The 25,508-nt window shown below is 56.2% G+C and carries 23 protein-coding genes and 1 tRNA gene; 12 read left to right on the plus strand and 12 right to left on the minus strand.

From position 1 onward, the window contains the following. Nucleotides 1-14 precede the first annotated feature (14 nt). The 4 genes from murA to AY555_RS06635 all read left to right on the plus strand — a co-directional run bounded on the left by murA (nucleotide 15) and on the right by AY555_RS06635 (nucleotide 2,910). Entirely contained in the window at nucleotides 15-1,316 is a 1,302-nt protein-coding gene (gene murA / locus AY555_RS06620; RefSeq protein ID WP_066136713.1) for a UDP-N-acetylglucosamine 1-carboxyvinyltransferase, read from the plus strand. 170 nt (nucleotides 1,317-1,486) lie between these two features. After that, the gene (locus tag AY555_RS06625) at nucleotides 1,487-1,765 is read left to right on the plus strand and encodes a hypothetical protein (RefSeq protein WP_066135000.1); all 279 of its coding nucleotides are present in this window, start codon (nucleotides 1,487-1,489) and stop codon (nucleotides 1,763-1,765) included. A 164-nt stretch (nucleotides 1,766-1,929) separates the two neighbouring features. Next, nucleotides 1,930-2,454 (plus strand): UPF0262 family protein, encoded by a 525-nt coding sequence (locus AY555_RS06630; RefSeq protein ID WP_066135002.1) that lies wholly within the window; start codon nucleotides 1,930-1,932, stop codon nucleotides 2,452-2,454. A gap of 3 nt (nucleotides 2,455-2,457) precedes the next feature. Then, nucleotides 2,458-2,910, plus strand: coding sequence for an arsenate-mycothiol transferase ArsC (locus tag AY555_RS06635; protein WP_156483322.1), 453 nt, complete (start codon nucleotides 2,458-2,460; stop codon nucleotides 2,908-2,910). On the opposite strand, the gene AY555_RS06640 is transcribed toward AY555_RS06635, so the two are convergent. Beyond that, nucleotides 2,907-4,493, minus strand: a complete 1,587-nt coding sequence (locus tag AY555_RS06640; protein ID WP_082811897.1) for an HD domain-containing phosphohydrolase — start codon at nucleotides 4,491-4,493, stop codon at nucleotides 2,907-2,909. The genes AY555_RS06635 and AY555_RS06640 overlap by 4 nt on opposite strands. After that, entirely contained in the window at nucleotides 4,490-6,343 is a 1,854-nt protein-coding gene (locus AY555_RS06645) for an ATP-binding protein (protein WP_082811898.1), read from the minus strand. Before AY555_RS06645 ends, AY555_RS06640 begins: the two co-directional genes overlap by 4 nt. Before the next feature lie 323 nt (nucleotides 6,344-6,666). On the opposite strand from AY555_RS06645, the gene infA reads away from it, so the two are divergent. From infA to AY555_RS06675, 5 genes are all read left to right on the plus strand, one after another. Continuing rightward, nucleotides 6,667-6,885, plus strand: coding sequence for a translation initiation factor IF-1 (gene infA / locus AY555_RS06655; RefSeq protein ID WP_066135009.1), 219 nt, complete (start codon nucleotides 6,667-6,669; stop codon nucleotides 6,883-6,885). A 53-nt stretch (nucleotides 6,886-6,938) separates the two neighbouring features. Then, nucleotides 6,939-7,517, plus strand: a complete 579-nt coding sequence (locus AY555_RS06660) for a Maf family protein (protein WP_066136719.1) — start codon at nucleotides 6,939-6,941, stop codon at nucleotides 7,515-7,517. A gap of 5 nt (nucleotides 7,518-7,522) precedes the next feature. Then, nucleotides 7,523-8,854: a ribonuclease E/G gene (locus tag AY555_RS06665; RefSeq protein WP_066135011.1), complete on the plus strand. Its 1,332-nt coding sequence runs from the start codon at nucleotides 7,523-7,525 to the stop codon at nucleotides 8,852-8,854. Further along, the gene (locus AY555_RS06670) at nucleotides 8,854-9,102 is read left to right on the plus strand and encodes a DNA gyrase inhibitor YacG (protein ID WP_066135013.1); all 249 of its coding nucleotides are present in this window, start codon (nucleotides 8,854-8,856) and stop codon (nucleotides 9,100-9,102) included. The genes AY555_RS06665 and AY555_RS06670 overlap by 1 nt, the downstream gene beginning before the upstream one ends. A gap of 92 nt (nucleotides 9,103-9,194) precedes the next feature. Then, nucleotides 9,195-9,270: transfer RNA gene (locus AY555_RS06675), tRNA-Phe, on the plus strand. 624 nt (nucleotides 9,271-9,894) lie between these two features. Here the strand turns inward: AY555_RS06675 and AY555_RS06680 are convergent. From AY555_RS06680 to AY555_RS06695, 4 genes are all read right to left on the minus strand, one after another. Next, nucleotides 9,895-10,686 carry an amino acid ABC transporter ATP-binding protein gene (locus tag AY555_RS06680; protein WP_066135014.1) on the minus strand — a complete coding sequence of 264 codons (792 nt, stop codon included), beginning with the start codon at nucleotides 10,684-10,686 and terminating at the stop codon, nucleotides 9,895-9,897. Continuing rightward, nucleotides 10,683-11,825, minus strand: coding sequence for an amino acid ABC transporter permease (locus AY555_RS06685; RefSeq protein WP_082811900.1), 1,143 nt, complete (start codon nucleotides 11,823-11,825; stop codon nucleotides 10,683-10,685). The genes AY555_RS06680 and AY555_RS06685 overlap by 4 nt, the downstream gene beginning before the upstream one ends. Beyond that, entirely contained in the window at nucleotides 11,825-13,006 is a 1,182-nt protein-coding gene (locus AY555_RS06690; RefSeq protein WP_066135016.1) for an amino acid ABC transporter permease, read from the minus strand. Before AY555_RS06690 ends, AY555_RS06685 begins: the two co-directional genes overlap by 1 nt. Before the next feature lie 205 nt (nucleotides 13,007-13,211). Beyond that, on the minus strand, nucleotides 13,212-14,237 hold the full coding sequence (locus AY555_RS06695) for an amino acid ABC transporter substrate-binding protein (RefSeq protein WP_066135018.1): 1,026 nt from the start codon (nucleotides 14,235-14,237) through the stop codon (nucleotides 13,212-13,214). A 330-nt stretch (nucleotides 14,238-14,567) separates the two neighbouring features. On the opposite strand from AY555_RS06695, the gene rnd reads away from it, so the two are divergent. Further along, nucleotides 14,568-15,740: a ribonuclease D gene (gene rnd / locus AY555_RS06700; protein WP_066135020.1), complete on the plus strand. Its 1,173-nt coding sequence runs from the start codon at nucleotides 14,568-14,570 to the stop codon at nucleotides 15,738-15,740. 12 nt (nucleotides 15,741-15,752) lie between these two features. On the opposite strand, the gene AY555_RS06705 is transcribed toward rnd, so the two are convergent. The 5 genes from AY555_RS06705 to AY555_RS06725 all read right to left on the minus strand — a co-directional run bounded on the left by AY555_RS06705 (nucleotide 15,753) and on the right by AY555_RS06725 (nucleotide 22,861). Further along, the gene (locus AY555_RS06705) at nucleotides 15,753-17,246 is read right to left on the minus strand and encodes a Ppx/GppA family phosphatase (RefSeq protein ID WP_066135022.1); all 1,494 of its coding nucleotides are present in this window, start codon (nucleotides 17,244-17,246) and stop codon (nucleotides 15,753-15,755) included. An 11-nt stretch (nucleotides 17,247-17,257) separates the two neighbouring features. Further along, nucleotides 17,258-19,504 (minus strand): RNA degradosome polyphosphate kinase, encoded by a 2,247-nt coding sequence (locus AY555_RS06710; RefSeq protein ID WP_082811901.1) that lies wholly within the window; start codon nucleotides 19,502-19,504, stop codon nucleotides 17,258-17,260. A 218-nt stretch (nucleotides 19,505-19,722) separates the two neighbouring features. After that, a complete protein-coding gene (locus AY555_RS06715; protein WP_066135024.1) occupies nucleotides 19,723-20,400 on the minus strand; it encodes an HdaA/DnaA family protein in 678 nt (225 codons plus the stop codon). A gap of 44 nt (nucleotides 20,401-20,444) precedes the next feature. Beyond that, nucleotides 20,445-21,554, minus strand: coding sequence for an AI-2E family transporter (locus tag AY555_RS06720; RefSeq protein ID WP_082811902.1), 1,110 nt, complete (start codon nucleotides 21,552-21,554; stop codon nucleotides 20,445-20,447). 101 nt (nucleotides 21,555-21,655) lie between these two features. Continuing rightward, on the minus strand, nucleotides 21,656-22,861 hold the full coding sequence (locus tag AY555_RS06725; protein WP_167798428.1) for a DUF2066 domain-containing protein: 1,206 nt from the start codon (nucleotides 22,859-22,861) through the stop codon (nucleotides 21,656-21,658). Between the two features lie 13 nt (nucleotides 22,862-22,874). On the opposite strand from AY555_RS06725, the gene purM reads away from it, so the two are divergent. Both purM and purN read left to right on the plus strand, forming a co-directional pair. Further along, nucleotides 22,875-23,984: a phosphoribosylformylglycinamidine cyclo-ligase gene (purM, locus tag AY555_RS06730; protein WP_209315795.1), complete on the plus strand. Its 1,110-nt coding sequence runs from the start codon at nucleotides 22,875-22,877 to the stop codon at nucleotides 23,982-23,984. Beyond that, complete coding sequence (purN, locus tag AY555_RS06735) at nucleotides 23,981-24,658, plus strand: phosphoribosylglycinamide formyltransferase (protein WP_407646302.1); 678 nt, start codon at nucleotides 23,981-23,983, stop codon at nucleotides 24,656-24,658. The genes purM and purN overlap by 4 nt, the downstream gene beginning before the upstream one ends. Nucleotides 24,659-24,677: 19 nt before the next feature. Here purN and AY555_RS06740 read toward each other — a convergent pair whose 3' ends face one another. Beyond that, entirely contained in the window at nucleotides 24,678-25,481 is an 804-nt protein-coding gene (locus AY555_RS06740) for a ferritin-like domain-containing protein (protein ID WP_066135032.1), read from the minus strand. Nucleotides 25,482-25,508: the final 27 nt, after the last annotated feature.

Genomic DNA, 25,508 nt, shown 5'->3' on the forward strand with positions numbered 1-25,508 from the left:
AGCAGCGTGGAGGGATGGATCGCATCCGCATCGTCGGGGGAACGCCCCTGCGCGGAACGATTCCGATCGGCGGTGCGAAGAATGCAGCCTTGCCCCTGATGGCGGCGGCACTCTTGACCGAGGAGACCTTGCGTCTGACCAACCTGCCGCATCTGGCAGATATCACCACCATGGCGCACCTGTTGGCCCAGCACGGGACTAGTATGCACCTGAATGGGGGTGAGGGCGGTGTCGGCAGTGCATCAGGCCGTGTGTTGGAGTTGCAGGCTGCCGATATAACAAGCCTGACGGCACCCTATGACCTTGTCCGGAAAATGCGGGCCAGCGTTCTGGTCTTGGGTCCATTGCTGGCACGTTTTGGTGCATGTCGTGTTTCATTGCCCGGCGGCTGTTCCATCGGAACTAGGCCTGTGGACCTGCATCTGAAGGCCATGGAGGCACTTGGGGCCGAGATTTCGCTGGACGAGGGATATATCAACGCCCGCATCCGTGATGACCTGAATGGCCGTTTGCGCGGTGGCACCATCATGTTCCCTGCTGTCACCGTTGGCGGAACAGAGAATGCCTTGATGGCCGCCTGCCTGGCTGAGGGTGAGACTGTGATCATGAATGCGGCCCAGGAGCCGGAAATCACGGATCTGGTCAATTGCCTGACCCTGATGGGCGCCAGGATTTCCGGCATTGGCTCCAATTGTTTGCGGGTCGAGGGCGTGTCGTCCCTGCACGGGACAGAATATTCGGTTTTGCCCGATCGTATTGAAACCGGGACGTATGCTATTGCGGCGGCCATTACACGTGGCGATGTGGAACTGGTCGGTGCCAATTCTGCGGCCTTGGGTGCAGTCTTTTCTGCCCTGAACGAATGTGGCGTTGAAGTGATTGAAACCTCGCGCGGGGTTCGTATTCGCGCTGATGGTGCCGAGATCCGGGGCATTGATCTGATGACCGAACCCTATCCCGGCTTCCCCACCGATATGCAGGCCCAGTTCATGGCTCTGATGGCAACGGCCAACGGGGCTTCGATGATTACCGAGACAATTTTCGAGAACCGGTTCATGCATGTGCCCGAGCTGTGCCGTATGGGGGCCAGAATCAACGTACACGGTGCTTCTGCCATTGTGCGTGGTATGCCCCGGCTTTCTGGTGCCCCGGTGATGGCCACGGACCTCAGGGCCTCTGTTTCCCTTGTTCTGGCCGGTTTGGCCGCTGAAGGGGAGACCATTGTGAACCGTATTTACCACCTTGACCGCGGTTATGAGCGTCTGGAAGCCAAGCTTGCCGCCTGCGGTGCCAACATAGAGCGTTTACGTGGCTGATTCTTTACTGTGTGTTGTGTCGTGGTCTTATTCTCGTCCACCGGGAAAGACCACGGCTTCAGAAAGACCCGCCCCCCTTTATTGCCCGGGGGTGCGTGCTATAGTCGGGCAGCGGCAAAGGCCGGTGTGTGGCATCCGCGTGGCGCGGGGCCGGGTGAGATGAGGGGTTAATGGCCAAGCCCAAGTCCAAGCCCAAGCTGGGATCTCGTGCAGAGAATATCCAGGAATTGAAGCGTCTCCAAGAGATGTACAACGCCTTGCCGCCCGGCAAGAAAAAGGCGATGCAGAAGCCTATCCAGGAACGTATAGATCAGTTGAACGCGGCTATAAACAGCGGCGGCGGGGCTGTTGTTTCTGCCCTGCAGACCATTGTGCTGGTTGTTCTGGTTGCGATCATCGCCTTGGGTCTAGGGTTCTTTGGTATCTCGTACTACGTACGGTTCCGGTAGAACTTTTGCGGTCTTTTCCATGTGCTGCCTTGACAAGATGCTGTGGTGCGGCAAACCTTGCCGGGCTGGCACTTCCATTTTTGGCAGTTCTTGGGAGAGACTATGACTTGCAGATTCTTTCATACAGAAGGGTCTTTCGCCCTGTCCGGAAGTTGCACCTCTTGATGCCAGGGGCAGGAAATGACGGTGTGAAGACACCGGCTGTCCTTGCTGTGGACAAGAACAGGATTGTCTCTGTTCATCTGGATGAGAAAATCGTTCGCAGCCGCAGGCCGGAGGTCGAGCATGAGCGGCGTATGGCCATTTACGATCTGATCGAGGACAATACCTTCCGTGTGTCGGGTGCGGGGAATGAAGGTCCGTACAGTCTTCACCTTTTCGTTGAAGGAGAGAAGCTGTATTTTGATGTCCGGACGGAAGGCGACATACCAATAGAAACGTTTTTTCTGTCCCTGAAAGGATTCCGGGCTGTGATCCGGGAGTATTTCATGGTTTGCGACAGCTACTACGGGGCCATCCGCACGGCTGCACCGTCGCGTATTGAGGCGGTTGATGCAGGACGGCGGAGTCTCCATAACGAGGGGGCATCGATGTTGCGCCAGCAGCTTTCCGATGCCGGTATTGATATTGACTTGGATACGGCCCGCCGCTTGTTCACCTTGGTCTGCGTTCTGCACGCGCGGAGTTGAGGGGTGGAGCGAAGCGATCCATCAGCAGTCTTGTTTGTCTGTACGATGAACTCCATTCGTTCTCCTATGGCGGCAGCCATCCTGCGTTATCTGTATGGAAAGAAAATCTATGTTGATTCAGCCGGTGTTCGCTGTGGCCAGCTGGATGGCTTTGCGGTTGCTGTTATGGCCGAAATTGGTATTGACGTGTCGCGCCATAGTCCTAAAACTTTTGATGATCTGGATGATGACAGCTTTGACCTAGTGATTTCCCTGTCGCCCGAAGCGCAACACAAGGCCGTTGAGCTGACCCGCACGGTGGCGTGTGATGTGGAGTTCTGGCACACGTTTGATCCTTCTGTCGTTGAAGGATCGCGGGAGGTGAGGCTGGATGCATACCGTCAGGTGCGTGATGATCTGATCAAGCGGATCAAGGACCGATTTGGCCCTCCTGTCGAAGGCGCGGGCAGCGTCTAGAAAATATCGTCGCGGTATCGATCGCGGGCTTCCAGCAGGTCCGGCAGCTTCTCGAAAAGAATGCGGACCAAGGATGGATCAAACTGGGTTCCGGAATTTTCCTCGAAGTATTGTAGAATGCGTTCCAGTGGCCAAGCCTTCTTGTACACACTGTCACTGGCAAGGCTGTCGAAAACATCGGCTATAGCCGTAATACGGGCGGGCAGGGGAATGATCTTCCCGGACAGACGTCTTGGATATCCTGTGCCGTCCCAGCGTTCGTGGTGCCCACCGGCGATAATGGCGGCACATTTGAGAATTTCCAGGTCGGACTGGATCAGCATGTCCTCGCCAATAATGGTGTGGGTTTTCATGACCTCCCACTCCTCATCGGTCAATTTACCGGGTTTGTTCAAGATGGCATCCGGAATGCCGATCTTGCCGACATCGTGTAACGGAGAGGCTGCCAGCAGGACCTGTGCATCCCGGCGCGGCATACCTGCTGCCAGGGCCAGAATCCAGGAGTATTCTGCCACACGCCTGACATGCTGGCTGCTTTCCATGGCCCGGGTTTCCACGGCTTCTCCCAGGCGTTGGACAACCTCTTTCTGGGCGCGCTCCACAAGATCGATCAAGTTGTAATTGTCCATGGCATAGGCCATGGTTCGGCAAAAGACATCAAGAACCGGTCGCTGTGGAATGGACGAGGCATCAACGCCGTCCAGCATCAGGATATTCTTGATTTCGACCGAGCTGCGGAAACTGGCCAGTGCCATGATCCCATCCATGGCGAAGTGCCCGTTCTCCGGGATCTTGCTTTCCAGGCGTTTCAGGTCATCCGGCAGGTCCGGGCGAAGGTCTTCCAGCCGGCCGGTCATGGGTGGGCTGTAACGTCCCGTCCCTGCCATGATGGCAATTTTCCCTGTGCGGCGTTGAACGCTCAGTACCAGCCCGTGCATGGGGGATTCAGCCGTTGTGTCATGTAGATGCAGAAGATCATGAAACAGGTGCAACGCGGTTTCTGCAAACCGGTTGGCCGGCTGATAGGAAAACAGAGATCCAGCCCCGTTCAGGATCAGGTCAAGCCCGCGCTGGGTTGCCTCTAGGGTTTTTATGTCTCTCCAGGACCGTAGACAGGAAAAAAACAGGGTATGCAGCTTGCGGGCTGTCAGCTCGGTTTTTTCCTTGTAGTCATTGATGTCGTAGGTGGTGATAACCTCCCGTTCCGGTGCTTGTCCCGGCTGTCCGGTGCGCAGCACAATCCGGACATCGGTATTGCCAAGTCCGTTCCGGATCCATTGAGCCAGGTCCAGGCCGGCGTGCTCTGTCTCCATCACGACATCCAGCAGGATAACGGCGATATCGCTGCGCAATTCGAGTATTTTGCGTGCCTCGGCTGCGGACATGGCGTTGATAATTTCAAGAGGGCGGTCTGCGAACCGGAATCCGGCTAGGGCTAGCTCTGTAACGCGGTGCACCTCGGGCTCGTCATCGACAATCAGAACCGGCCAGCCGTTTGCAACGGTGGATGTGGCCTCGTCTGCCCCCTGTTTCTTTTTCTTTCGCGGAGACTTCGGGCTGAGCATGGGGGATTTTCCGGTCATGGTACATGGCCCTCCTCGTGAGGGGTCAGGGACGGCAGGATAATCCTGAAAGACAGTCCCTCTCCGGGTGGGCTGCTGTAGTGCATTTGCCCTCCCAGAGCTCCGGTCACAATGTTGTAGACAATATGCAGGCCCAGCCCGGTTCCACCGCTGCCGCGCTTCGTCGTAAAAAAGGGTTCGGTCAGGCGGGGCAGGTGTTCAGGGCTGACGCCGGTGCCGTTATCCGACACGGTGATCTCTGCCATGCCTGTTCCCGGCGTTTCTTGGCGGGCCGCAATCCATACCGTGTTGCCATCTTTCTTTTCGGGAAAGGCATGGGTCAGGGCGTTCATAACTAGGTTGGTCATAACTTGCCCTAATGGACCCGGATGTGTGGACAGGCTGATGTCATCTGGAATATCCGTTTCCACGCGAACCCCAGACTGGCGGATTCGCGGTGTCAGGCTGACAACAACATCCTTAATATGCTGTTTCAGATTGACCTTGCGGATTTCTTCGCTGGAGCTGTTGGTGGCAATATTCTTGAAGGATCGTACCAGTTCGGCAGCGCGTTCGATGTTTCCTAGAACCATCCGGATGGTTTCTTTTGCGCCACTCATGAAGTTTTCGAAGGTCTCGGAGTCCAAGTCTTCGCGCTCATAGCACGCTTCCAGCTCGCTGATGGACTCATCCAGAAGCGAGGCTGCGGTCAACCCAACGCCAACGGGGGTGTTGATTTCATGGGCAATGCCGCTGACTAGGCTGCCAAGGGATGCAAGCTTTTCAGATTCTACCAGTTCTTTCTGGGTGCGTTGCAGGTCTTCTAGGCTCTTGCGCAGGGCTGCGTTGGCTGTCTGTGCGGCGTGGTGGGCGTCCCTGATCTCGATTTCAACCTGTATGCGTTTGGTCATGTCGGTGCATGTGATCACCGTGCCCCCGATATCGTGCGGCATTGGAATACCTTCCAGTTCCACGATATGGCCGTTATGTCGTTGCAGGGCAAGGCTGAAGGGAACGTAACGGCCTTTTTCATCCTGTACGGCTTGTGGAAGGGGGGCTAGGTCCTGCCCGCTTTTTCCACTTTGTGTAATGGAGAGCAGGGGCGTGCCAATGGTACTGCACCGCGCGGGCAGACCAAGGATTTTCAGAAATTGAGGGTTGCACAGTGCCAGCTGGTTGTCCGCATCAAAGCATCCGACGCCACGACTGATGTTATTGAGGACAGCCTCCATCAGGGCGCTTTGCACCTGGATCTGGTGTGTGCGTTCCTCGATCTGACGTTCTAGGGATTCGTTGAGAAGCCGCAGCTCTTCTTCTGCTTCACGCCGCAGCTTTGCTTGCCATACGGTGCCAAGAACATCGCAGAGATAGGTGGCAAAAGCACGCTCTTCTGCGCTCCAGGTTGGTCTTGGTGTTTCGGTTGTCATGCCAAAAAGCCCAATAACCCGACCGTTTGAGTAGATATGGGCCCCGAGATGGGCTTGGCTTTGTGCCGAGATGGCGCCGGCCTTAATCATAACGGACAGGGGGGCACGGTGTTCGGGCATGGTCAGGATTGTCAGCCGCTGTCGGTCCAGATCATGAATATAGTCCGGAAGCAGGGAGACCTGAAAAGGAGCGCAGCGGCCATGACCCTCTTCCATCGGGGCATACATATCCTGGCACATCAATTCACTGCGGCTTTCGTTGTAAAGCCATATTCCGGCCTGTTCCACCTCTAGTGACGTGACAGCCAGTTCGGTCATACTGCGGGCGGCTTCCACGAAAGAGCCATTGGAAATGGACGAATGGCGTGGCACAACCTGCATTGCGTTCATCATGCGCCGCAATGGCTCTGCAACAGCTCTGGAGGACCGATCTGGAACAGGCATCAGGAACACGCACCCTGCCGGACAAGACCATGCGTGCACATGGTCTGGTTCACTATGCGGTTCTGTTTTGTATCAGGCAAATAACGCCCGGAAGGTTCTTTCAGTATGGGCAAAAGCCGGAATTGGTAAAAAGTGTGGACGAAAAGCCATATTCGGGGTTCTATGGAGCCATTCAGGCCCAATGCCCCTGTGTTGCAGCGCGGTATGTTGTGTGTCCAGGATACGTTCGTGCCGGTCCCGTGGTCAAAGAGCTTGACCGCGCGGCGGTTTTTTAACATTTATGTGATGCAGTTTTACTGGCACGTGCCAAATCAGGAGCAAGAATGTCCAAGGAAGATTCCCTCGAGTTTATGGGAGAAGTCACAGAGCTGCTGTCTAACGCCATGTTTCGTGTGAAGCTCGACAACGATCACGAAATTATTGCCCACACATCCGGGCGCATGCGGAAGAACAGAATCCGTGTCCTGAAGGGTGACCGCGTTACGGTCGAGATGACCCCCTACGACCTCGATAAAGGTCGTATTACGTTCCGCTTCAAATAGGCATGCTGGTTTTGCAGGAAGAGCGGCCGGTGTCTGGCATGGATAGGTCGTGCATGCCGTCGCCCCTTGTTTTGGCCTCTGCATCTCCTCGTCGCCTTGATCTTTTGTCCCGTATTGGCTTGGTGCCTGCGGTTGTTGATCCCGCTGAAATCGACGAAACCCCCCTGAAGCAAGAAGGGCCTCGGCCGTATGCCCTTCGTTTGGCCCGTGCCAAGGCCGAAGCTGTTGCGCCACGCCATCACGGGGCCTTTGTGCTTGCCGCGGATACGGTTGTGGCGTGTGGGGCGCGTATTCTGCCAAAAGCAGAAGATGCGGATACGGCGCGTCGTTGCCTGTCCCTGTTGTCCGGGCGCCGTCACCGCGTCTACACCGGTGTCTGTGTGGTGGCCCCCGATGGCCGTCTGGCCTTGCGTGTTGTCCAGACTGTCGTTGGTTTTGCGGTTCTTTCGCCTGATCGTGTGCAACAGTATATTGATTCCGGTGAATGGGACGGGAAGGCCGGTGGTTACGCTATCCAAGGCATGGCCGAGGTCTTTGTGACGGGTTTGCACGGGTCTTGGTCCAATGTTGTGGGGCTGCCCTTGCGCGAGACAGATTGTCTTCTGGGTGGCTTGGGTTTTCGCCGGGGGTAAGGCTGATGGCAGCGTCCGGACGTGTGGCCTTGGTCAGTCGTAGTCCGGGGGAGACACGGATTGCTCTTGTCGAGGGTGGGTCTGTGGTTGAGATTCACCTTTTCCGCGACTGCCGTCCGGTGGTCGGGTCTATCGTTCCGGGTCTTGTGATTCAGCATTTGCCAGCCTGCCAAGCGGTTCTGGTTGATATTGGGGCGGAGGATCCGGGGTTCTTGCCTGTAAAGGGTAGCCCCGGTCGCCCTCCGTTGCCTGAAGGAACCCGGCTTCCGGTGCAGGTTGTGCACGAACCCCGGCGGGGAAAAGGCGCGCGGCTTGGCTTGGATGTGTCTATTGCCGGGCATGGCCTTATTCTGACTCCGTCCCGTCCGGGGCTTACGTTTTCTTCCAGTCTTCGTGATCCTGGGCAAAGGGAGCTGTTGCAGGCGTGCCTTTTGCCCGTCCTCTGTGCCGGGGAGGGGCTTGTTGTACGTCCCGAAGCCTGCTCCATGCAGCCAGATGCCCTGATCCGGGAGCTTGATACTCTGAGAGCACGCTACCAGTCTGTTCTGGCGGGCGGCACGGATTGTCCCTTGCCTTTGTCTGTTGCGTTGTCAGGCCGGCATGTTGAGGACGTTGTGTGTGACGATGCCGACCTTCTTCTGAAGATGCGTTCTGCTGGCTTTACTGTGCGTCTCTGGGATGGTCCGGGGTCCTTGTTGTCGACGATGGATTGTGATGCTGTTCTTGGGGGGGCACTTGCGCGACGTGTCCCTCTTGGTGCCAAGGGGTGTTTGTGGATTGAGCCAACAGCCGCGCTGACAGCCATTGACGTTGACTCAGGCGGGGATAATCCTGATGAGGTCAATGTCCGTGCTGTTGCCGAGATCGCGCGGCAGATTCGGTTGCGTGCCTTGGCCGGGATGATCGTTGTTGATTTTATTGCCCCGCAACGCGGTGGGGCCCGCCCTGCTAAGAAAGCCTTGGCCCAGGCATTGGAAGACGCTTTGTCTATGGATTGCGTTCCCTCAACGGTATTGGGTGTCTCGGGGCTGGGGCTTGTGGAAATTCGTCGGGACCGGACCCGGACTCCTCTTGGGGAAATCATATTATCCCCCGCGCAGGGGGGGGAGGCGGACATCCTGCCTGAAACCAGTGCGCTGGACAGCCTGCGTGCTGCACTTGACGTGCTGCGTTCAACCCGGGCTGCGCGTGTTTCTCTCAGGGTATCCCCTGTTCTTCATGCCTTGTTAACAGGGCGCCTTGCTCCGGCCTTGGAAGAGGCTGGGCGCAAGGCGGGCTCTCCTGTTGGCTTGGAGATTGTTCCTTCTTACCCAGCCAGCCGTTACGAGGTTGCATAATGTCCAGTTCCTCTGATGACCCCCGGCCTGTCACGTGTGTCGAGCCTGTTCGTGTGTCGGCAGCCTGTTGCCCTGAGTGCAGGAAGCCTGTTGATAAGCGTTATCGGCCTTTCTGTTCCAAGCGTTGTGCTGATGTTGATTTGCATCGCTGGATGAGTGAAAGCTACCGTGTTCCTGTGCTGGATGCGCCAGAGCAGGCAGGCGATGCAGGTGCTTCGCTTGAAGATAAAAAAGAAAACGAATTGTGAAAACAGGCTGGACAGGAAGAACTTAATTTCCTATAAGCGTGCTCCCGACGCACTGGTTGTCTTAGAAAGAAAACTGGTTTGTGTTTAAAAGGGCCCAGATAGCTCAGTTGGTAGAGCATGCGACTGAAAATCGCAGTGTCGGTGGTTCGATCCCGCCTCTGGGCACCATTGCAGCCCCTGAAACCAAAATGGTTTCAGGGGCTTTTCGCTGATCTTGCCTATAGCGCACGTTGTTATCGATCCCGCTCGTAGCGTGGGGCATGTGCTTTTCAGCACGTATTATCTTGGATCAGGCAGGCTTCATTTCACTCTTTTCCATGAAAAAAGAGGGGGGTGGTGGTTGCATGTAGTTTTTTCCATCCTTTATGATCGAATAGACTTGGGGCTTGGCCGTATCGTGATGATTGGCCACGGGAGATTATAGGCTCTTCAAGCATATCTTTTTACGACGCATATCATTTTTCGTTAGCGCCGATATTGCATGCATAATAACAAAATGGGCGCCCGGAATTATCGATGCAGCCAAAAGAGCTTGCGATCCGGGAACGTGTTACGCTTGATCAGCGCTTACAGACCGAAGCAGGAATGAAGACCATGGTTCAGGAAGGCGATAGGCCGGATTTCTAGCCTGCTCTTCTTTCTCTTTATGGGATCTAGGGCCAAGCCACCATACTGCCCCCCCCCGGGGTGTACAAAGAGAATCCGAAATTTCTTCATACGCTTACGTCCAAGAAAAAGAGCAAGCCCTTTCTCTATACAGGGCTTGCTCTAATTTTGTAGGGTGTTTCCGTATCAGTGGTGCTGGATAATCTGGCTGAGAAACTGTTTGGTCCGCTCTTCCTGTGGGCTGTTGAACAGCTGTTGAGGAGGGGCCATTTCAACAATCGTACCGTCAGCCATGAAAACAACCGTATCCGCCACCGAGCGGGCAAAGCCCATTTCATGGGTGACGCACACCATGGTCATGCCTTCCTGCGCAAGCTCTGTCATGACATCCAGAACTTCCTTGATCATTTCAGGATCCAAAGCTGACGTCGGTTCGTCAAAGAGCATAATGTCCGGCTTCATGCACAGCGCGCGGGCAATGGCGACGCGCTGTTGCTGTCCTCCTGACAACTGGCCGGGGTATTTGTTGGCCTGATCGGGAATCTTGACGCGTCCCAGATAGTACATGGCCACATCCACGGCTTCCTTACGGGGAACCTTTTTGACCCACGTTGGTGCCAAGACAAGGTTCTCCAGAACCGTCAGATGCGGGAACAGATTAAAGGACTGGAACACCATGCCAACATCGCGTCGGATGGCCTCAATCGCACGGACATCATTGGTCAGTTCTGTGCCGTTGACCATGATGACACCTGCCTGATGTTCTTCTAGGCGATTGATGCAGCGGATCATGGTTGACTTCCCCGATCCCGAAGGACCGCAGACAACAACGCGTTCACCTTTGCGGATCACAAGGTTGATATCACGCAGGACATGAAACTGACCGTACCATTTATTGACGTTGGTCAGGCTAATCACGATTTCCTCACCGGGTTTGCGCTGGGACGCGGCGTTGGTGGAGGTGTTATGGTCGCTCATCGGCGAACTCCCGTATTCAGGTGACGCTCCAGATACAGGCTGTAGCGGGACATGAAGAAGCTGAAGGCGAAGTAAATCAAGGCTGTAAAGACGTATGCCTCTACGTAGAACGGGCGCCATGCTGGATCGGTCATGGCTGTTTTTGCTGTGGTCAACAGGTCATACAGCCCGATAATGATAACCAGCGATGTATCCTTGAACATGGAAATAAACTGGTTCACCAGTGGCGGAATAACAATGCGGATAGCCTGGGGCAGGATGATCAACCGTGTCTTCTGCCAGTAGCCGAGTCCAAGGGCATCAGCGGCTTCATACTGCCCTCGTGGCAACGACTGAAGCCCGCCACGAATGGCCTCTGCCAGATAGGCGCCTGTGAACAGGGTAATGCCAACAAGGGCGCGGAGTAGTTTATCGATCGTTGTTCCTTCGGGCAGGAACAGCGGCAGCATGACTGATGCCATAAATAAGACGGAAATCAGCGGCACACCGCGAATTAGTTCAATGTAGATAACGCTGATTGACTTGATGATCGGTAGTTCCGAGCGTCTGCCAAGGGCAGCCAGAACACCAATAGGAAACGCCAGTCCAATACCGATGACAGACAGGAGAAGCGTCAGAGGCAGGCCACCCCAGCGATCATTGCTGACCCGGGTCATGCCCAGAATGCCACCCCACATCAGTATGGCGCACAGGGGGAGTGTTACGACCCACACCAGAGCCAAGGTAGGGCCCCAGAAACGTGGATTGCAGGTTACGGCCAGTGCGATGATGAAGAGAACCGTAGCCGTGATCGGGCGCCAATGCTCTTCATATGGGTAAAGGCCAAACAGTATAAAGCGGTGTTTCTGTTCAATGACCGCCCAGCACGCACCAGCTCCGGAGACTTTGCAGGCATCCGGTGTTGCAGAAGACCAGATGGCATTGACGAAAGCCCAGTTCAGCAGTCCAGGCACGATCTGCACCAACAGTCCCAAGCATAGAAGGGTCATGATGGTGTTGGATGTCGAACTGAAAAGATTTTGCCGTGCCCACCCCAAGACATGCATAGAACGCATTTGGGGTGAACTTGGGTAAACACTGACCGGTTCTTCGATGTGGGAAAGGGCATCGCCCGGACGCGGGTCTCGTTCGGTATTCATCACCGTCCTCCCCGCAATGCTATATGACTGTTGTACCAGTTCATAAAGGCCGAAATGCTTAAGGATATTGTCAGATACACTGCCATGATTATGGCAACCCCCTCTACGGCTTGGCCGGTTTGGTTGATTGCCGTATTTGCAACGCTGACAAGATCAGGGTAGCCAATGGCAACAGCCAAGGAGGAGTTCTTGACGAGGTTCAGATACTGGCTCGTCAAGGGTGGGATGATGACGCGCAACGCCTGTGGAAGCAGGATAAGCCTCATCACGCGAGACCGTTTAAGGCCCAAGGCGACGGCAGCTTCGGTTTGCCCCCAAGGAACAGCACTGATACCGCCGCGGACAATCTCGGCGATAAAGGTGCCCGTGTACAAGGTCAGTCCAGTCAGGAGCGCTGTAAATTCGGGAGACAGATTAGCCCCGCCCCGGAAGTTGAAGCCCCGCAGGACGGGGGTGCTGATTTCGGTCGGTGCACCGCCTGCCAGCCATCCCAATACCGGGAAAATAATCATCAGCCCCAAGGCGGGCAGCAAGACCCCCGGGCGTTGACCGGTTGCATTTTGTATGCGTGTGGCGCGTACATTAAGGAAGAAAGCAACAACAAGGGCGGCAAAAAAGCCAACGACGGCGATGGTGTGTCCGGTTTCCCAGACAGGCCATGGAATTTTTATGCCACGGTTCGAAAGGAAAACGCCTTCCAGCGGCTGAAGTGCTTGTTTCGGGTTGGGCAACGCTTCCGTGATCAGGGCATACCAGAAAAAAAGCTGTAGCAGCAGGGGAATATTGCGCAAGCCTTCGACGTATATGCCTGCAATACGGGCAATGATCCAGTTGCTGGACAGGCGCGCGATACCAAACAATGTTCCTATAAGTGTTGCCAGTATAATGCCGATAAGGGAAACCTTCAGCGTGTTCAGAAGGCCAGCAGCCAGAACCCTGAGGTAGGTATCAGCCGGGGAGTACTGAATAACGCTCTCGCTGATATCAAAGGCAGCTTCTCGTTCGAGAAACCCATACCCGGTTGCAATCTGCAATGCGGCAAGATTGCTCAGGGTGTTGTGTACCAGCCAGGCAATCAGTGCCGACACAGCACCGAGCACAAGCACCTGGGCAATGATTCCGCGTATGCGGACATCATTCAATAGGGCTCCGCCCGACCGGCTTTTTCCAGGTTCGGACATGGTTTGCGATCCCAAAGTTTATAAACAACAGCTCAAACAAAACGCGTGTGCCATTCATTGCGTCGCGGCTCTGCTATGCGATCAAGCGTTTCCCTGACTATCTTTCGACGACATGTCAGAGGCGTGTCTGCACCCGCAACAAGAAACACACAACCCGCCGGTCATCGTGAAGAGAAGACCGGCGGGGTATTATACAGCGCCTATCCTAGCGAACAGGAGGGGCATACATGATGCCGCCCTTGTTCCATAGGGCATTGAGGCCCCGTTCCAAGCGCATTGGCGTCTTCAGTCCAACATTGGCCTCAAAGCTTTCGCCATAGTTGCCAACCTGCTTGATAATATTATAGGCCCACTTCTCATCCAAGCCAAGGGCAGCCCCCATGCCAGGGGTTATCCCCAGCAGGCGCTTGGCATTTGGATCCGTAGCTGACTTCAGCTGTTCATCCACATTGGCGGATGTAATCCCCAGCTCCTCGGCATTCAGCATGGCATAGAACGACCAGCGGACAATATCGGTCCACTGGTTGTCACCATGACGGACAGATACGGCAAGTGGTTCTTTGGAGATGAGTTCGGGCAGGATCACATGCTCGGCCGGGTCGGGCACATCGTTGGCGCGGATGGCAGCAAGCTGTGAAATGTCAGAGGTGATGGCATCACAGCGTCCGGAGGAGTAGGCTGCGCTGACTTCCTCGTACTTCTCAATCGTGACCGGATTCATTTTCATGTTATTTGCACGAAAATAGTCGGCGAGATTCTGCTCGGTCGTCGTTCCCGTCTGCACGCAGACGGTCGCACCATCAAGTTCCTTAGCGCTTTTGAGGCCCAGCCTCTTGTGTGCCATGAACCCCTGACCATCATAGTAGTTGACGGCTGGAAAATCCATTCCATTGGCCGTATCACGTGAGAGGGTCCACGTCGTATTGCGCGCCAGCAAGTCCACTTCGCCGGATTGTACGGCTGTAATGCGTTGCTGGGCTGACAGGGGAACGTAGGATACCTTTGTTGCGTCACCGAAGACGGCCGCCGCGACAGCGCGGCAGACATCTACATCAATCCCTGTCCACACGCCTTTTTCATTGGGCGTGGAGAACCCGGCCAGACCGGTGTGCGACCCACACACAACGGTGCCACGCTTTTTGACAGCATCCAAGGTGGCCCCGGCAAATGCGCCTGTTGTCGCAAGTGACACGGTAGCCGCAGCCGCAACTGCAATCAGTATTCTATTCATCCAACGAAGCCTCCGAGCACTATTGCATCTGTTTTTAGCGTTAGTTTGCATCTTTTTGTCAAGCGGGGCAACATTTTCAGAGCTTTCCCGATCCTCCCGCATCTGCAGAGGATATTAGACTGAGCCTGTAGGTTTGGAAAACCTAATTTCAGTGTGTCAAGCCGTGTTGTATCATTTCGGGTGTTATTTTGGTTGGTTATATGTCGGGAGCTTCCGGGTTTTCCGTATCCAGATTGGTATCCCGTTTGTATCCTCCTGCTGCATGGGCGGGTGAATCTTTCCTCAGGCCACGGATTGCAAGGCTGTTCCTGTCACGCTATATGTTTCCGCATGAACGACACAAGCATCCTCATCACCGATACGCAGGCCTTACAGGCTTTTTGTGACAGCCTCGCCGGTACACCCTTCATTACGGTGGATACCGAGTTCATGAGGGAGAAGACCTACTGGCCGCAGCTTTGTCTGGTGCAAGTTGGCGGGCCTGATGAGGCACGCTGTATTGATCCCCTGGCGCCGGGCATTGATCTTTCTCCCTTGTTCGCCTTGATGCGTGACACGTCGGTTCTGAAAGTTTTCCATGCAGCCAGGCAGGACCTGGAAATATTCTATAATATGATGGGAACGTTCCCCGCGCCGCTCTTTGATACCCAGGTCGCAGCCATGGTCTGCGGATTCGGAGATTCGGTCGGCTATGAAACGCTGGCCAGCAAATTGGCAAAGGTTTCCATCGACAAGTCCATGCGCTTCACGGATTGGGCCAGACGTCCGCTGACAGACCAGCAGGTGTCTTATGCCCTGTCCGATGTTGTGCACTTGCGCGTTGTATATGAAAAACTGGCTGCTCGTCTGGAGGAAACCGGCCGGGCCCATTGGCTGGATGAGGAGATGGCTGTGCTGCTTGATCCTTCCAACTATCGTGTTGATCCGCCAGAGGCATGGCGGCGTCTCAAGACCCGGACCAAGACGCCCCGTTTTCTTGGCATTGTCCGTGAGCTTGCGGCATGGCGCGAGATTGAGGCCCAGACGCGCGATATTCCGCGTCAGCGTGTGCTGCGGGATGAGGCTCTCCTTGAAATCGCAGCCCATGCCCCCCGTACGGTCGAGCAGCTGGAGCGGACGCGCGGTTTCGTCAAGGGGCAGGCAGAAGGAATCACGGGGCAGTCTATTCTGGAGGCTGTTGCCCGGGGCAAGGCTATGCCGGCGGAGGATCTTCCGACCCCACCATATCGTCGCGATCTGCCACCGGGTATTGGCCCGGCGACCGATCTGCTGCGGGTTCTTCTGAAAATGCGGTGTGAAGAGCACGACGTGGCCCAGAAGCTGGTTGCCGACAGTGAAGACCTAGAGCTGATTGCTCTTGATGATAATGCGGATGTTCCAGCCTTGAAGGGGTGGCGCCGTGATGTTTTCGGGGCTGATGCCCTGGCCTTGAAGAACGGTAGCCTTGCTCTCTGTCTGTCTCGTAACGGGCGGCATGTTGAGGCCGTGGAAATAGAGGGGTGATTCACCCCTTTCCTAGATCTGGATAACCTGTCCCTTGCAGCCCAGCTCGTTGGCCAGTTTGTCCAGCTTCTTCCCGAAAAGTTCCGTGTAGTACACGGGGTCGTCTGCGGGTACAGCCAGAACAAGGTTCTTTTTACCTTTCTCCAGTTGTGTTTGCGCCAGAATGCCCGCCGCGCCGCCACTGATGGAGTGGCCAAGGCGTAGCGCTGCGCCAATAAGCCGTACACGTTTTAGACGCTTGGCATCCAGAAGTTCTTGGGCCTGCTTGACAGCGGGCAGGGCGTCGCTGCTACTGTAGCGGTAATAGACAGCCAAGGCCAACGCAGCCCTGTCAGTATGGTTCAGGCCCATGAAGGGCAGGCGCAGGACTTTCAGGAACGCCTGCTCAGCCCGATAGTCCGGGTGTTCGCTCCAGAAAATATCCCCCAAAAGACACGCCGCATGGCGCAGGCGGTTCAGGTGCTTTGGCTCATCGGGGAACAGCGGAGCCATCCACTCCAGCAGCTCTCGCCCATGTTCGGGGAAGCGACCGGCGGCACGGGCCCATTCTGTAGCCGCAGACAGAAGCGGGTCACCGTCCTGCATCTTCTGTGGCAGATTCAGAAAGAACTGTCCCTCGCGCATGCCATACACAGAGAACACCAGCGCATCGGGCTGAATCTCTTCCAGAAGGATATCCAGCAGCGCTGCGGCCAGTGGCAAATAGGGCAGGCGCCGTTTGGATACGTGCCCCATTTTTTCCAGTGCACGTTTGTTTTGCTGGGTTACCAGTGACACCATTTCGCGTGCTGTGTCGTAGGGCAGGGAAAAGTTGTCAAGAACATGCAGGGGGTAGTCCATATGCTCGATAATGATCTGGGCCAATGCCCGCCATGATCCCCCGACGGCGTACAGGTGGCGTCCCTTCCCGTGTTCCAAGAAGGTAACAGCAGCAAGACGCTTGCGTATCAGGTTGCGCAGCTTGTTGCCACAGCTGTTGCCGGCGTTCTCGGCTAGGCGTAGAACCCCCAGAGCCAAGCTTATGAATTCCCCGGTATCGGGTTTGCTGTCCGGGGTTACCGTAACCAGTTCCAGGGAACCGCCCCCAAGGTCGGCCACCATGCCGTCTGCATCCGGGATGGAGCACAGTACACCATAGGCAGCGCGGATCGCTTCTTCTTCCCCGCTGAGCAGGGTCACCGGCACGCCGGTTCGCTTCTCGATGTTTTTCAGGAATTTGCGCCCGTCCGAGGCGTCCCGGCAGGCTGCTGTTGCCAGAATATCCAGACGCTCTACATTCATGGCCCGGGCCAAGTGAACAAAGCGTTCGATAGATGCCGCAGCCATCGGCACCCCATCCGGGTTCAAGCGTCCACGGCTTTCAATGCCGGCGCCCAAGGCGCAGGTGGCTTTTTCATTGAACAGCGCCATCGGTGTCCGGTGAATACCGTCGTATACAACCAGTCGAACGGTGTTGGACCCGATATCAATGATGCCAACTGGCTTGCGGCAAATCCTGTCCTGCATATGTATTTGGCCTATTCGCGCTGAAGGATGATACGCGGAGATTTTTTCGGTGGGTGTTGTACACCATTTCCCCGACCGGACAGTGATGGGTTGTTCATAAAGAAGTCATGCGCAGAGAAAGCATGCGTTGATGGTTTTGCTCTGACGAAGGTCGCATCCGGGTGCAGGCTCCAGCTCTGGCTGGTATCTTTGAGGTTTGCCCCCATAATCTGGTCGAGGATCTGTGTGTGGACGGTTGGATTTTCGATCGGCACAAGATGCTCGACCCGGTGAATCAGGTTGCGTGGCATCCAATCCGCCGATGAGATATAGACCTTTGCCTGTGCACCGGGCAAGGGGCCACCATTGGCAAAGACAATGATGCGGGAATGTTCGAGAAAACGCCCGACAATCGATTTTACTCGTATGTTCTCAGACAGCCCGGGTACCCCGGGGCGCAGGCAACAAATCCCGCGTATGACCAGATCAACCTGCACGCCGGCACAGGACGCCTGATACAGGCGATCAATGACCTTTCCGTCAACTAGGGAATTCATCTTGGCCCAGACCGCCGCATGTTTCCCGGCTTTTGCGTTCTTGATCTCGTCATCGATGCGCGCCAGCAGAAAATCCCGCAACCCCAATGGGGCTATGATCAGCTTTTCCATCTTTTCAGGTCGTGCATACCCGGTCATGAAATTGAATGCGCGGGCAGCATCAAGGCACAGGGCCGGATCAGCAGAGAAGAAGGACAGGTCAGTGTAAATCTTGGCTGTGATTGGGTGATAGTTTCCAGTCCCAAAGTGCACATACGACCGCAGTTCATTCCCTTCGCGCCGCGTTACCAGGCTGATTTTCGCGTGGGTTTTCAGGTCAAGGAACCCATAGACGACGTTGACACCGGCCCGTTCCAGATCCCGGGCCCATTGTATGTTGGCCTCTTCGTCAAAGCGTGCTTTCAGCTCTACCATGGCCGTAACGGATTTTCCGTTTTCTGCGGCTTCGATCAACGTGGCGACAATCGGGCTACCCTTGGACGTTCTGTACAGAGTCTGCTTGATGGACATGACACTGGGATCGCGTGCGGCCTGTCGCAGAAACTGAATCACAACATCAAAAGATTCGTATGGGTGATGAACCACAATATCTTTCTTGCGGATAGCGGCGAAGCAATCCCCTCCGAAATCCCGTATCCGTTCCGGGAAGCGGATATTGAAGGGGACAAACTGAAGGTCAGGGCGTTCATCCGTAATAAGCTTGCGTGTATCAGCCAAGCCGATCAGCCCGTTAACCCGGAAGGCGTCCGCCGGGGCCACATGCATTTCGTCGCAAATCAGCTTGGCCAGATCATCAGGGATGTCAGCATTCATCTTCAGGCGAATGCAAAGCCCCCTTCGCCGACGCTTCAGGGCGCTTTCAAAGGACTGGACCAGATCCTGTGCTTCTTCATCAATCTCCATTTCTGAATCACGAATAACCCGGAAATGGCCCCATTGTTGCAATTCAAAACCCGGAAACAGGTGGTGTAGAAAAAGAAGCACCACATCCTCGACGGCCAGAAAGCGAATGGCTTCCCCGGGGATGCGAATAAAGCGGTCCAGCCCCGTGGGAAGGGGGATCAGGGCGCGCAGGGGTTCATGATCCTCGCGCCGGGTCAGGTGCAGGACCAATGCTTGCGCTAGGTTGGGGATAAAGGGGAAGGGGTGTGCAGGATCAACGGCTAGCGGCGTCAGAACCGGGAAGATCAGGCTCATAAAGTGGTGTTCAAGCCAGATCCGGTCATCGGAAGACAGCGCATCCGTATTGATCACATGAATGCCGTTTTGCTCCAGTTCCCTTTTCAGGGTGTCCCAGACCCGGTTCTGTTTTTCAATCAGGTTGCGTGCTTCAACATGGATGGCTTCCAGCTGCTGTGCTGGCGTCAGCCCGTCTTGGCTCAGGGTTGTGATGCCGGCATGCACCTGTCCCTTCAGGCCGGCGACACGCACCATGTAGAACTCATCTAGGTTGGACGCTGAAATAGACAGAAAACGTACACGCTCCAGCAAGGGGTGACGTGTGTTTTCGGCCTCTTCCAGAACACGGGTATTGAAGGCCAGCCATGACAGTTCACGATTGATGAAGCGTTCAGGGCTGGAAGCATGAATGTGAGGCGTTGTTGCGTCTTCTGTCGGTACGTGTCCCGTACTGCCACGGCTGGCCCGGTATTCGGTCTGATCAGAGCGGCTGGTTCCGCTATCCCGATTTCTGCGGGACTCTCCGGCAGGTGTCTCAGGCATTGTAGCAATACTCCACGTACAAGGGTAAGCATGCCTTATGTTATCACGAAAACCCCTTCGGAAAGAAAGGGATATACGTCAAAAGGCACCTTTCCTCGGTGTAAGGGCGGTTGAGATGCGTTTTCAGGATCTTGGACGAGATCATGCGACAGATATTGTGCCTGATATGTCAAAAAGCCACTGGCACTTTGTCGCTTTCCTGTCTTTTCACTGTGTTATCAAGAGGCTTCCATGCGCTCATCCTGCTGCAAGAGTCGCCTTACAAGCGGAAGTGTAATCGGGCGTTGTTCTGCCAAGGATATTCGGTCTGCATTCTGTACCAAGGTCCGTGCGGCTTCAAAGCTGCGTTCCATATGGCGGACCAGATAATCCAGGACATCGGTACCAATGCGCAGTTGCCGGTCCGAGAACATCTTGATCAGGACGGCAGCCATTGCGGTGTCATCCGGGTCGCTGATGCATGCTGTCGGGGCTGTGTTCAGGCGTGAACGCAGGTCAGGTAGTGTCAGGCCCCACACGGACGGTGGAGCGGATGCCGTTAAAAGCAGAGAGCAGCCTGCTTCGCGGGCGCTGTTGAAAAGGTGAAAAAAGGAAACCTGATCAAGCCCGGCATCCGCGTCATCAATGACCAAGGCGCGATGCCCTGCAAGGAGTACGGGCGGGTCCAGAACCAGATTGGTTTCTCCCTGAACTACGGGGGCATCTGCGCAGGCAGAAAATACATGGGCCAAGTGACTTTTACCGCATCCGCCCGGGCCATAAAGGATTACGGCCACGGTTGGCCAGTCTGGCCAGCGATCAATCCAGGCAACGGCCTCGGCATTATGAGAGGAAACCAGAAAATCCTCCCGCCCCAGGGCAGGGCGGTGTTCAAGTGGCAGGGGCAATTGCTGCATGATCTGGGCAGGTCCTTTGACAGTATAGGGGGAGTAGCCCCCCGTCATGTCGGCTTGTGGCCGTGATAAAGGTGGCTGTTACGGTAACGACGCAGGGAAAAGCGTACCAGAACCCCCAGAACGGCGGCAACCGGTACGGCCATAAGAATGCCAACGAAGCCGAACAGTGTTCCCCCGGACAGCAGCGCAAAAATCATCCACACGGGATGCAGGCCAACGCGGTTGCCGACAAGCCAAGGGGAGAGGAAATTCCCCTCCAAGAATTGTCCCAAGGCAAAGACGGCCGCTGTCAGGGCAATGTGCAACGTATCGGAAAACTGGGCAAAGGCTAGGCCCATGGATATGACAAAGCCAAGAATGGTGCCGACATAGGGCACAAAAGAGATCAGCCCTGCACCCAACCCGACCAGAAGCCCCAGATCAAGGCCCACTAGGCTGAGCCCCACTGCATAGAAGGTGCCCAGCGACACGCACACAATAGCCTGTCCGCGGACAAAGCCGGCCAGCACGGTATCGGATTCCCGTGCCAGTTCCACAATGGTTCCGGCGTGTTGTCGCGGCAAGAGGTCATGAATTCTGGTCACAATGGCGTCCCAGTCGCGCAGCAGGTAAAAGGCCACTACGGGCGCAATCACCACCAGGGACAGGACATTGATCAGGGCGGCTCCACCGGAAAGAAGGCTCCGTACCAGATCAAAAATCCAGGACAGGACATTGCTGAACATCCCGGATGCGCCGTCGGTCAATTTCTGGACCTGGGATTTGGGCAGGAACTCTGCAGCTTGGCTCACCAAGGGTTCCAGTCGTCTTGCAATAGCTTGGGCGTAGGCTGGAATGCGATGGACAAAGCCCACGATCTCTGCCTGAAGGGCAGGCACAAGAATCAGGAGTATGCCGATGACAACCATCAGGAACAGAAATGTAATCAAGATGGTTGCAACCAGACGCGAAAGGCCATGACGTTCCAGCCAGTCTGCAACGGGGTCAAGGAAATAGGCCACGGCCGCCCCTGCCACAAAGGGCAGGAGCGCGGTTCGCAGGATATAAACTGATAGCAGAGCCAGAAGCACCATCGACACCCAGAACACCCACGTTCGTGAGGGTGGTGAGGGGGGGTATGGGTCGCCGGGCAGCGGAGAGGGTGATGCAGTCATCGAGGCTCGGTGTTTATCGTGCGCCAGTGCCCACCATAACCGGGGGCTCGCCTTCTTTCCAGATCCGTCTTCATGCACGTGTCTTCGTGGCTGCCCAGTTGTTATTCGGGATACTGGCTATTGTATGGCACTGGCGTAAGTGATGACGGGGGCGCCTGTGTATGGGTTGCCGGGTGAATAACCCATTGCTCCCCTTCCAGGATCATCTGCAAACCATCGGCAGACAGAGAGGACGACAGGCGTTCGGCATCACCATAAATCGTTGCAGACACCAGAGCTTCTGTGCGAGTCAGGGTATCAAGGGCCCAGGACTTGATATTCCGGTTCTTGTCTAGGGCCTTGCGCACAGCCAGCCAGTTTTCCAGTCCGGCAGAAATATGAACCCTCAGATTCAGGGTCTGGGTCTCACCGCTGGCTATTGTGCTGTATTCGTCGTGCCAGCCACGTTCCAACCAGGCAACGGTGCGGGTTACGGCCTCGTTCAGGGCTGCTTCCAAGGATAGGCCACCCAAGACTGGAACCGTATCGTGGAATGTTGCATCCCTGTCCTGTCCACGGGTGGCACGGATCCGTATTTCTGTCGGAAGGCCACTGGAGCGATCAAGGGACAAGGCCTCGGCATGAGCGATCAACGCATCTTCAGCCTGATACCGTTGCGTAATGGTATCAATGGCCATCGGGTCCATGGCTGAAGCCCGTGCAGCATCGATGGCGGTTACGTCTTCCAGATCCCCCAAGGGAACATCCAACGGAACCAAGCCGGCTTTCGGACGGTTGTCCCACGCTGTCTTCCACGGATTCGGATCGTCCCACAACCGGGATGGAGCACCCGGAGACGGTGTCCAGACAGGTAGAACGACAAGGGGGCGGGCCGGTACATCAACCGCCGTAAAGCCGGCCTTGCGTAAAAGGTCACGTACCCCGTCCGGGAAAAATGTGAAGGCGGCTTTCCCGATGTAACGGACGTTGGATGTCTTTTCTTCCAGGATGGCAACACCCAGCACCAGCTCGTTCATGGCGGCTGGGTCCGGTACGGGAATACGGTCTGCCGGTGCGCCCAGACGGGTCACAAGAATACGGAAGGCATCGCGCTGTCCATTGGCCAAGGCTTCTTCACGGGCCCGGACGGCATTCGGGGCCGAAGCATCCACAGCAACATCGCTGACGGTATAGACGGACAGCATCGCCCCGGGAATATCGGCGGCTTTTACCGGAAACGGTACGAAAACAGCTATCCAGAGCACGGTCAGGCATACTGCCTTTTTTCCAGCCATTGCATTAGCCGCCCGTTGCAGTATCTTGCGCATCCGGTCCATCCATTTGACAGTGAACCTCTGTGAGGCCGCCATTACTACTCCTTCCGAACCCAAAGGGCTAAGTTACAGGGATGCCGGCGTTGACATTGACGCCGGAAACGCCCTTGTGCAAGCCATCAAACCCCTTGCCCGTTCAACAGCACGTCCCGGAGCGGATTCGGCCCTAGGCGGCTTCGGGGGTCTTTTTGACCTTCGGGCCGCGGGCTTTCAGGATCCGGTCCTGTGCGCTGCAAACGACGGCGTTGGTACAAAACTGAAAATCGCCATCGATGCTGACTGTCACGATACGGTTGGTATTGACCTTGTTGCGATGTGTGTCAACGATCTGGTTGTTCAGGGGGCCGAGCCCCTGTTCTTTCTGGACTACTTTGCCACCGGATCCTTGGATGTGGAGCGTGCTCGCACCATTATTGCCGGGATCAGCGAAGGATGTCGTCAGGCCGGTTGTGCCCTGATCGGCGGGGAAACCGCTGAAATGCCGGGGCTATACGCCGGCAAGGATTATGATCTGGCCGGTTTTGCCGTTGGTGCAGCTGAACGGGGATCCTTGATTGACGGATCCGGATGCCAAGCCGGAGATGTGATCATCGGGCTGGCATCTACCGGTGTGCATTCCAACGGCTATTCCTTGGTGCGCCGTATTGTTGAAAGAACGGGGCTTGACTGGGATGCTCCAGCCCCCTTCGCGCCAGAGATGTCGTTGGGGCGGGCGCTTCTGGTTCCGACACGGATATACGTGAAAAGTTGCCTTGCGGCAGTGCGGGCCGGGTATGCCAAGGCATTGGCCCATATTACCGGTGGCGGTTTTCCCGAGAATATTCCCCGCGTCCTGCCTGGCCATCTGGCAGCATCGCTGGATATGGCGGCTGTTCCCTTGCCTCCTGTGTTCCAGTGGCTATCCCGCGAGGGTGGGGTGACAGCGCGGGAGATGGCGCGGACGTTCAACTGCGGTCTGGGTATGATCATGGTGGTGTCGCCGGACCATGTCGGAGAGGCCCTAGACCTGTTGCAGTCTTTTGGTGAGCAGGCTCGGGTTGTTGGTTCCTTGGTTGAACGTGCCCCTGGAGGGGAGGCGGTTCTGATGGAGGGGCTGGAAAAGGCATGGGGGCCATGATAGCAGCGGCATCGTCCCGTGCCAGGGTCGGGGTGCTGGTGTCCGGCCGGGGATCCAATCTTCAGGCCTTGCTTGATGCGGCGGAGGGGCCGGATTTCCCGGCCTCTGTTGTTCGCGTCATATCCAATATTCCCGATGTTTATGCACTGGATCGTGCCCGGATGGCCGGTGTCCCCACAACAGTTATCCCGCATCAGGATTTTCCCTCGCGAGAGGATTTTGATGCCGCCTTGGATGCCTGCCTGCGGGAGGCTGGTGTGGAGTTTGTATGCCTCGCCGGCTTTATGAGGGTTCTGTCCGCCGGGTTCATTTGTGGTTGGCAGGATCGAATCATCAATATCCATCCATCCTTGCTGCCATCCTTCAAGGGACTGCACACACACCGGCAGGCTCTTGATGCCGGGGTCCGTGTGCACGGGTGTACGGTCCACATTGTACGCCCGGCCTTGGATGACGGGCCAATTCTGATGCAGGCAGCGGTTCCTGTTCTGTCAGCGGATACCCCGGATACACTGGCTTCCCGGGTTCTGGAACAGGAACACAGGATTTATCCGGAAGCCCTGCGTCGGCTGGTACAAGGTAGATTTGTGATTGATGGCGCCAAGGCCCAATCCGTTGCGGGGGATACCGCAGAAGGACCTAGACAAGCCTTGGTTAGTCCACCGCTCTTGTAACAGGGTGTTGCTCTTCCCCTTATGTTGGTTCTGCCTGTAGTGGCCGGTACCAGCTCTCGGGGAAGCTAGCCTGCGTGCGAGCCTCCACGTTAAAAGGTGGTTTCAGGCCCCCGGGGTACAGGGTTTGGATATGGGTGGCAAACAGGGCAGCAGGGTCCTGGTTGTCGCGCTGGGCCAAGTAGGTCAGCCACCGCACGCCGCTGTGGACGTGGCGTATTTCATCCTCGAAGATCACATGCAGCATGTCGGCCAGATCATGCTCTCCTTGCGCTCGCAAGCGATCCTTTGTTGCAGGTGTGGTATCCAGTCCGCGTGCTTCCAGTGTCATGGGTACAAGGGCTAGGCGCGCCGACAGTGACCCTGTTGTTTTCTCGGCTGCTTGCCACAGCCCGTCATGGGCCGGCAGGGCACCGTAGAAGGAGTCGTGCCGACGCAGGGCCCCTTCCAGCATCATGAAGTGTCCGGCTTCGTCATCAGCAACCCGGATCCAGTCCGTATAAAAGGCGACGGGCATTCTTTCATCATTGAAGCGGGCGACAATGTCCCAGGCCAGATCAACAGCATTCAGTTCGATATGGGCCAAGGCATGGATCAGGCCAATGCGCCCCTTTCCCGGACCTGTTGACCGCTTCGGCATATCCCGGGGGGGTAGAAGGGCGGGATGCTCCGGTCGTGCCGGCCTGTCCGGTGGCAGGGTCTGTCCTGCCGGTGGAAGCCCGGTTCGTTCCCACAGCAGGCAAAGCTGCCGTGTCAGCAGACATTTACGGGCAGGGTCTGCTGTGGTCAGAACCGCATGGGCAGCGTCGGAGATGGTGGCAAACACAGTACAGCATTCCTGTTGTCCAGACTA

It is taken from the genome of Haematospirillum jordaniae, assembly GCF_001611975.1.
Lineage (GTDB): Bacteria > Pseudomonadota > Alphaproteobacteria > Rhodospirillales > Rhodospirillaceae > Haematospirillum > Haematospirillum jordaniae.